The organism is Streptomyces sp. NPDC059851 (assembly GCF_042732005.1).
In the GTDB taxonomy this organism is placed as follows: domain Bacteria; phylum Actinomycetota; class Actinomycetes; order Streptomycetales; family Streptomycetaceae; genus Streptomyces.
On sequence record NZ_JBHWJJ010000116.1, the window covers coordinates 19510 to 27921 of the forward strand.

Annotated in this window: 6 protein-coding genes and 2 pseudogenes; 4 read left to right on the plus strand and 4 right to left on the minus strand. The window is 68.4% G+C overall.

Annotated features, from left to right (window positions below):
• Both ACFV7Q_RS29660 and ACFV7Q_RS29665 read right to left on the minus strand, forming a co-directional pair.
• A complete protein-coding gene (locus ACFV7Q_RS29660; protein ID WP_385432985.1) occupies positions 1–276 on the minus strand; it encodes a hypothetical protein in 276 nt (91 codons plus the stop codon).
• Between the two features lie 326 nt (positions 277–602).
• On the minus strand, positions 603–1241 hold the full coding sequence (locus tag ACFV7Q_RS29665) for a Tat pathway signal protein (protein ID WP_385432987.1): 639 nt from the start codon (positions 1239–1241) through the stop codon (positions 603–605).
• A gap of 189 nt (positions 1242–1430) precedes the next feature.
• Between ACFV7Q_RS29665 and ACFV7Q_RS29670 the strand changes: the two genes are divergently transcribed.
• The 4 genes and pseudogenes from ACFV7Q_RS29670 to ACFV7Q_RS29685 all read left to right on the plus strand — a co-directional run bounded on the left by ACFV7Q_RS29670 (position 1431) and on the right by ACFV7Q_RS29685 (position 6057).
• Positions 1431–2540, plus strand: coding sequence for a hypothetical protein (locus ACFV7Q_RS29670; RefSeq protein WP_385432988.1), 1110 nt, complete (start codon positions 1431–1433; stop codon positions 2538–2540).
• A 539-nt stretch (positions 2541–3079) separates the two neighbouring features.
• Positions 3080–4524, plus strand: a pseudogene (locus ACFV7Q_RS29675) (replication initiator).
• Positions 4524–4751, plus strand: coding sequence for a helix-turn-helix domain-containing protein (locus tag ACFV7Q_RS29680; protein WP_385432990.1), 228 nt, complete (start codon positions 4524–4526; stop codon positions 4749–4751). The pseudogene ACFV7Q_RS29675 and the gene ACFV7Q_RS29680 overlap by 1 nt, the downstream one beginning before the upstream one ends.
• Positions 4751–6057, plus strand: a pseudogene (locus ACFV7Q_RS29685) (tyrosine-type recombinase/integrase). The gene ACFV7Q_RS29680 and the pseudogene ACFV7Q_RS29685 overlap by 1 nt, the downstream one beginning before the upstream one ends.
• 101 nt (positions 6058–6158) lie before the next feature.
• On the opposite strand, the gene ACFV7Q_RS29690 reads toward ACFV7Q_RS29685, so the two are convergent.
• Entirely contained in the window at positions 6159–6500 is a 342-nt protein-coding gene (locus ACFV7Q_RS29690; RefSeq protein ID WP_385432992.1) for a hypothetical protein, read from the minus strand.
• Positions 6501–7429: 929 nt separating this feature from the next.
• Positions 7430–7873 carry a hypothetical protein gene (locus tag ACFV7Q_RS29695; RefSeq protein ID WP_385432994.1) on the minus strand — a complete coding sequence of 148 codons (444 nt, stop codon included), beginning with the start codon at positions 7871–7873 and terminating at the stop codon, positions 7430–7432.
• Positions 7874–8412: the final 539 nt, after the last annotated feature.

An 8412-nucleotide genomic window follows, 5' to 3' on the forward strand; every position in this document is an offset into this window, starting at 1 on the left:
CTATATCTGCTCGACCAGGCTGAGACGGCAGGAGGCCTTGGGGCGGTCGTTCTTCGGCAGCACCCAGAACGAGCCGTCGATGTCGCGCCCGATCACCCGGCCACTGCTCTTCCAGGTCTCGGGCGTGCGGGACTTGGCCGTCCTCCACAGCTCGACCTGGGCCTCCTCCCGGGTCCGGTTCCCCGACAGGGTTTTGACGAACGTGGCCTGCTGCTGCGTGCCGACGGCTTCGTCGGGGGTGAACGTCTCTTCCACGATGATCATCCAGTTGGGCATCCCACAACTCCTCGTGTCTCGCATACGGATCGGCTCGGATCGGATCGGATCGGATCGGCTCGGCTCGGCTCGGCTCGGTCAGGACCGGGGCGGGGCGGGGCGGAGGCGGGCGGGCCCCGCGGAGCGGCCCTGAGGAGGAGGGGTGGCGGGCGCGCCCGCCACCCCGAAGGATCAGGCCCGGTCAGCCGCGGCCGTCACACGCCTTGCAGTCGCCGCTCCCCCGACAGCTGTCGCACTTCGCCCCGCTCCAACCCCGGAACCCGGAGCCCCCGCAGGTGGTGCACTTACCGTCTCCCTTGCACCGCTGGCACATGCCGGTCCCCCCTTCACTTCCGGTTCGCGGCGGGCGTGTACGCGTGGGCCTTCTCCCAGCCCCGGGCGTCGTTCAGCACCGCCCCGAAGTACCGGTTGGGCGGGGTCGCCCCACCGTCCGGCAGGTGGGCGCTGCTGAGGGCCGGACTGTACTTGCGGAAGATCGCGACGGCCTTGGTGAGGCAGTTGTTGTGCGTGACGTGGTAGCCGTTGTTCTTCATGTTCTCGTACGTCCGCTGCGCGGCCCTCAGGTCGCCACCGGACGTGTTGGCGCACCGGTAGGCGTCGTAGAAGCCCTTCTTCTGCCCGCCGTCCGGCTTGAGGCTCTTGCGGAGCGCCTCCCACGTACCGCCGGCGATCCAGCTGCCGTTCGGCTTGCCGGCCTCGGTGTAAGAGTCGCCCTCGGCGTTCTCGGTCGCGCCCCAGATCCAGTGCCGGGTGTTCTTCGGGTCGCGGACCGCCCAGGCGACGTGCCCGGCGCCCCGTGCGCCTTCCGCGTCCCGGAACAAGCAGACCCGCCCGCCGGCGGCCGACGCAGCCTGCGCCTGCCCCGCAGGCACCACGGCCGGGGCGGCAGCACCGAGCAGCACGGCGGTGAGCAGCGGAGCCACGAAACCGGTGCGGCGGCGCGCTCGGTTGAGTGATCGGATCACGGTTTCTCTCCTCTCCGGGGTGAACCCCGGCCTGAGCGGTGCGCCTTCCGCACCGCCGAGAACGAGAATGTCCGCGGGTCCGGGGTCGGGCGGGGCATGGCGGGCGGTGCAATGCTGCACCCTCCCTTCCACCACCCTGACCTGCGGTTTCAGTGGCTTGGTGAAACATTCGGCAGGGGTGTGGTCGCGTTGGGGAGTGCTCGTCCGTCCTTCATCGAGCTGGCCGAGGCCTTCGGCGACGCACTGGACGAGTGGTCGACGGCGGTCAGGCAGGCACTCGCCGGACGAGGCCGCTACCAGAACTGGCTCGCGCGGCGGCTGGGCACACCACCGCCGAAGGTGTCCTTATGGCTGCGGGGGCGGGAGCAGATCTGGCTGAGCGGCGCAGGACTGCCCGGAGCAGGCACCACCCGGGCGATCGTCCGGGAACTGGACCTGGAAGCCGCACCGGCCGCACACCTGGCCCGCCTGGCGGACCGTATCGACCACCTCCAGCGGCAGTTGGAGGAACTCCACCCGAGGGACTGGCGCAAGCGCACGGAGGAGCACCTCCGCCCGCCCCGCGCCGACACGTCGCCCCCGCCCCAGCCGACCCGGCCGGCGGCGGACGACACACCCGAACCCAACAACGACTCCGCGCCCACACCGCCACCCGCACCCGCACCCGGGCGGCGGTGGACCCTCCGACCCCTCACGACCCGACGGGCCGCGGCAGCAGCCGTGAGCGTGGTCGGGGTCGTGATCGTGGCAGCAGGCCTCACCTACCTGGGCCCCGGCCGAACGGCACACCCCGGAACCCCCGGAGCGGCAGCAACCCCAGCAGCGGTACACACACCCACGGGCACGGACGAAAGTGGCCCCGCCCTCGAACGGCCCGGGCTGGAAAAGGACACCCTCGGCCCGGACAGCCGCTGCGGCGAACCGCTCCCCGGCCCGGAGGCCGTGGTGTGGCGGGTCTGCACCCGGGTCGAAGCGGACCGCATCTCGTTCGCGGTCAAACTCACCAACCAGGCCGACCGGGCGACCACGGCCCGCGTGCGCGTCCGCGTGCAATACGTGCGGGCCAAGGTGTTCCACCCGTGCCCGATGGCGCCGAACGCACAGCCGGTGGACGTCCCGGCGGGCAAGACCGTCATCACGGACCCCGGACGATGCTCCGTCTCCCGCGAGCAGGTCCCGTTCGCGTACCAGGGCGTCGGCTGGGTGATCCCGGCCAACGCCACCGCCGGCTCCTACGAACTCTCCCCGACCGCCCACGTCTACCCCGACCGCACCCTCTGGAAGCCGGACCTCCTCTAATGCCCTCCCGCGCCCGACCACGTACCCGGAAACCACCGACGTAGCCACGCTCGCAATCGCGGACGAGGCCCGGAGTTGCGCCCGCGCACAGTTGGATAGCTTCCATTACAATTCAGCGACCTAGGAGTCTCACCCTTACCGCCTCAGCCATTCTTACAGTTGAGCAAGTCCCGAAGGCGCCTAATTTCAGCGACGAGACGCGGAATGTCCTGACGAGCATGAGCAATGAAGTTTGCGTTCTCATCCCACAGCTCGTCAGACACGTCCGCATATACGGGATCCTGGACGAGAGTCAGGGCTACGTTCTGCCCGCTCTGGAATCCTGGCTGCGAATCGACAGACTCAACGTCAGGAACCGTACTGACCGCCACGAGGGTCATCAGCTCTGAGCGGCCCCGGCCACCGGCCGGATCACCTTTCCCGGAAATCCACGCCCACCCGATGGGCCTGGTTCGTCATGCCCCGAGCAGCACCAACGCTCCTTCGTGCCCAACTGGTTGCTGCTCGGGGCCCATCCGGACAGAAGGGACACGCCCCGAATGGTCACCCTGGACCTGCTCCACGTGGCAAGCCCCGCCGTGCGGGACCTGCTCCACCTCGTCAATCACCCCGACTTCGACCGCGCACAGCAGCAGATCGAACGCCTCGGCGGCTGCACCGAACCCGTCCGCCTGACCGGACAGACCACCACCATCGACACCACCACCGGCGAGGTGCTACGCGCCTACAGCGCCTCCGAGGAGCCCACGGGCAGCCTGCTCACCGCTTGTGGCAACCGCCGTGCTTCCCGGTGCCCGGCCTGCTCCGCCTCTACGCCGCCGACACCTACCACCTCATCCGCGCCGGCCTGACCGGCGGGAAGACCGTGCCTGACACCGTCCGCACCCACCCCCGCGCCTTCGTCACCCTCACCGCACCGTCCTTCGGCCCCGTCCACAACCGCCCCACCACCCACGACGGCGACATCCGGCCCTGCCGCTGCCGCAAGCTGCACGAACCCACGGACGCCCTGCTCGGGACGCCGCTGAATCCGGCGACGTACGACTACGCGGGCGCGGTCCTGTTCAACGCCCACGCCGGAGTCTTGTGGGCCCGCTTCACCACCTATCTGCGCCGCGAGATCGCCGCCCGGCTTGGCATGACCCAGAAGGCCGCCCACGCGGTCCTGCGTGTCTCCTTCGCCAAGGTCGCCGAGTACCAGCGGCGCGGCCTGGTCCACTTCCACGCCGTGATCCGCCTCGACGGCCCAGACGGAACCAGTCAGGCCCCGCCGCCGTACGCCACCGTCGCCGTGCTCACCGACGCCGTCCGCGCCGCCGCCGCACGGGCCCGCGTCACGGTCGAGTCGGACGCGGTACGGGAACGTGAACTCGGCTGGGGCCAGCAGCTCGACGTACGTGAGATCGCCGCCTTCGGCGCTGACGCCGAATTCACCGATCAGGCGGTGGCCGCCTACGTGGCGAAGTACGCCACCAAGTCCGCTGACGCCTCCGGCGCCCTCGACCGCGCCCTGTTCTGTCGTCCCTGTCAGGGGCGCGGCGCCACCCTCCTGCCCCACGGAACCCCGCTCCCCTGCACCGCCTGCGACGGCACCGGACAGGCCCGTCCCCTGCCCCGCCTCGCCGTCGCACGTCACGTGCGGCAGATGATCCGCACCTGCTGGGAGCTGGGCAGGCTGCCCGAGTTCGCTGCCCTCAAGCTCTGGAAGTGGGCTCACATGCTCGGCTTTCGGGGCCACTTCTCGACCAAGTCCCGCCGCTACTCCACCACCCTCGGCGCCCTGCGCGCCGCCCGCCGCGCCTGGCGCACCGAACAGGCCCGCGTCCACGCCGGCCTGCCCGAGCCCGACCAGGACACCACCCTCGTCGTCGGCCACTGGGCCTATCTCGGCACCGGCTACAGCCCCGGCGCCGCGCTCCTCGCCGCTGCTGTCTGGCATCGCAGAGAACTCGCACGGCAGTTCATCGCGGAAGGGGGCTGCTGATGACCGCGCATGCGCCCGCCGCACCTCACCAGGGGCTGAGCACGCCGAATGAACTGCTGACGGTTCCCCAGGTCATGGCCCGCCTCCAACTCGGCCGCTCCGCCGTCTACGACCTGCTCCGCACCCGACAACTCGCCTCGATCACCCTCGGCCGCGCCCGCCGCATCCCCACCCACGCCCTCACCGACTTCATCCGCACCCGCCTCGACCAGGAAGCCGCCGCCTGATGACCACACCCCGAGACAGCACCCCCTCCCGCCGCACCCGGGCCAACGGCGACGGAACCGTCTACCAACGCAAGGACGGCCGCTGGGAAGCCGCCGGATACGTCCTCGCCCCCGGCAACACCCGCAAGCGCATCCGCGTCTACGGCACCACCCGCAAGGAAGCGCTGGCCAAGCTCACCGAGAAGATCGCCAACAGCAACCGCGGCCTCCCCATCCCCTCCGCGCAGGGCAGCGTGGCCGCGTACCTGACGTACTGGCTGGAGAACGTCGCCGTCCACCACCTCCGCGAGAACACGCACACCCGCTACACCGCCTGCGTCCACCGGTACCTGATCCCCGGCCTCGGCAAGAAGAAGCTGGCCAAGCTCAGCGCCAAGGACGTCCGTACCTGGCTCAACCAGCTCCGCACCACCTGCCAGTGCTGCACACGCGGCATCGACGCCCGGCGCGACCAGCCCCGCTGCTGCGCCGCCGGCCAGTGCTGCCACAAGCTGCTCTCCCCACTGACGCTCATCTACATCCACTCCGTGCTCAAGTCCGTCCTGGAGCACGCCGTCCGCGAGGAGGAGATCACGCGCAACGTCGCCCGCAACGTCCGCACCGGCACCCCACGGCCCCGACGCTTCGAACCTCTCACCGCCGACGAAGCCCGCCGGTTCCTCACCACCGCACAAGGCCACCCGCTGTACGCCCTATTCGAACTCGCCCTGCACACCGGCCTCCGCAAGGGCGAACTCCTCGGCCTCCACTGGGAAGACCTCGACCTCGACGCAGGCACGGCTTCCATTCGCCGAACCTTGCAGCGCAGCAGGGCCGACGGGCTCACCACACTGCCTACCAAGACGCGGGCCGCCGAGCGCCGGATCGTCCTCCCCACTCGTTGCGTCCAGACAGCGAAGCTCCATCGAGAACAGCAGCAGCGCGAGCGAGAGGCCGCAGGCACCACGTGGCAGCACAGCGGGCGCGTATTCACCACACCCCAGGGAAGACCGCTCGACCCGGCCAACCTCACACGACCCTTCACCACGCTCCTAAGCCGTGCCGACGTCCGCCGCATCCGCTTCCACGACCTCCGCACTCCACCGCCACCCTGCTCCTCGAACAGGGCGTCGAACTTGTTGTGATCAAGGAACTCCTCGGCCACGCCCACATCGGCGTCACCGCCACCGTCTACGCCCACGTCCGACTCCGGCTCCAGCGCGACGCCATCGACCTCCTCGGCCGCGCCCTCCAGCGCTCCGATGAGGCCACTAACCAGCCCGACGACCGCGGCGAACCGCCGCTCTGTGCAGCGCCCGTCTGCTGACGTTGCCGTCAACTACTGCCGTCAGGCGCCCCCAGCGCACGCAAGCGGCCCCACCAGAATAAAATCTGGTGGGGCCGCTCGATTTCCATTCCTGTTCAGCATCAGGCGGCTGATGCAACACCACGGTAGTAATCGGCGGCTTGCTTCAACGCGAGAGCCAACGACGGCAATCCTTCAGAGTGACGCCATTCACGAGTTCCTTCTTGGCAAGATCGCCACACACGGACGTATTCGTCATCAAGTTCTGACGACCGAACGATCATTTCGTCGAACTCGGAATCCGAAAATTTCCGCTTACCTCGATCCAAGAATCGCTCGTTAAGCTCTTCGCGCGCAACGAGAAGTTCACCAACTCGACGAAGGTGCAATCCACCAACGATCGGGCTGACAATAATCTCCGCCAATACTCTGGTGTACTGCGACGGGCCGCCCACTTGACTCACCCTCTGTTCATCCTTCCTCGTAGCACGGCCATCCCGCGACGCCCTTCAGGGAGATTGACCCCGCCAGCCCGCAGGATGTCGACACAATAGGTCACGCAGCTATTATCAAACCCGTCGTACCCGGAAAGGTCCGCACCTATGGTCCCCCTCAGAGCCTTGTAGGCCGCTTCTGCGTCGGGGAGGTCGAAAGTGAGCGACCTCGCGTTAGGCCCAAGATCATCAGCGATCGCGATCGCGCCCGTGGTCGCACGGCCGTTAAGTCCCCCCTGCCTGGTGGGAGGCCCGTGGATAAACTGTTCAGTGAGCCGCGATCGACCGTCTGCCATGTCAATTCGAATCACGGCGTGTCCAGTAGGCGGAACATCGGGATCGAAGAACACGGTAGCGGTACCACCACAATTGTGTACCAGGACCGGGGTGGCGCCTGCCAGCACATAGTACGTGTGCTGGTGCCCCCTGGCGGGGGCGGCGAGGTGCGGGTCCGCCGTCAACCGTCAAAAAACCCAGCGGCCCCACCAGAAAGAGATCCGGTGGGGCCGCTGGGTTTTTATGTGGAACCAGTGACGGGGTCATCCCCCGGGGAGATGCCGACCCTGACGCATCCGATCACTTTGAGCGGATGCGGATCGAGGTAGAGCTGAAAGTAGTATCCCGCTCGCTCACGGTCGTCCACGTAGCCCACAAGAAGGCCCCGCTCTCCCATTTCGGCAAGACTCGAAAGGCATTCCGTGGCCCCGACGACCGACCTGCCGCGCCGTTGCGTGGCTGTCACCCTGCGACGCAGGGTGCCCCGAAGCATCGGCGCCAGAACGGGGTCGAGCCAGACATTGAAAGGTGCTCCAGAAAGCAGTGCATTTTTAGCCTGAATACTTACCTCGGATCCGGACTCCCACGCAGCGAGCAGTTCACTCGCGGATACCTCGTTCATCTCATCGCCGCCTGACGGTTGACCAGGTCTCGCCGAGGTCGAAGCTGATCTCGTCGGCCAAGATTTCACCGACAATGAGATGCTCGTCTTCACCCCAGTTTTCATATGGCGTGTCGTGGATCTGAATATTCCTCGACGGCCCGATGGCGGGATCGATGCCTGCCACCCTGATGCGCAGCATCACACCCCTGCCAACCCACTTCTCGCCCAGAGTTTGGGCAGACTCCGCGGCGGTTTCGGGGTCATCCGTCCACGACGTGAAGTTGCTGTCTGTCTGGTTTGCACCCGAGTGCTGTTCGATGGTCCTGTTGCCTCCGACGGGAACCGAACGGCCTTCAGCAGCGGCATCGTAGCGGTTGTGCCCCTCGGCAAGACCGCGATACAGATACCCGTCCTGGTTCCGTCCACAGTTGTGAACGAGGACCGGGGTGGCGCCTGCCAGCACATAGTACGTGTGCGCGCTGGGGTGGCGTCATCTGCAATTTCGCAGGTCAGCGCGATTCGGCCAGTCCGCGGGTGTGCGTGGAAGTGCCCTGCTGTGCGCCCCTGTTGCCGTCGGCGTTGCCGTCAGACGGCTGCGCGCGTGAGGGCGGTGGAGTGGGCTTTGGCCGGTGTCCTGCTCGGGTTGGGGTCGGGCATGGTCAGGGGGCCGTACGCTGGCCCGGCAACTCGGGCAGGTCGTGATCCTGCCCGGAATTTGAACGAGTGGCCCCCTGGCCTTGCCCGACGCGGGCCCCGGCCCGGGGAGGTGGGTAAAGCCCACGGAGCCGACCGACCCCACCTCCGGGCCTGCCCCCGGCCAACTCCCCGCCGCCGCCTCGCCGTCGGCCTGGCGCTCGCCGGGCGGGCGCGTGCGGCTTCTCCTCGCTACCGGCGCAACGCTGCGCTGTTTCTGCGCGGCCTGGTCGCTGGCCGGCCCGCGGTGGCGGAGCCGAGAGCGGGCCGGGTGGGCGGCCGTGCCGCGCGCGACCCGCGTCAGCGGGT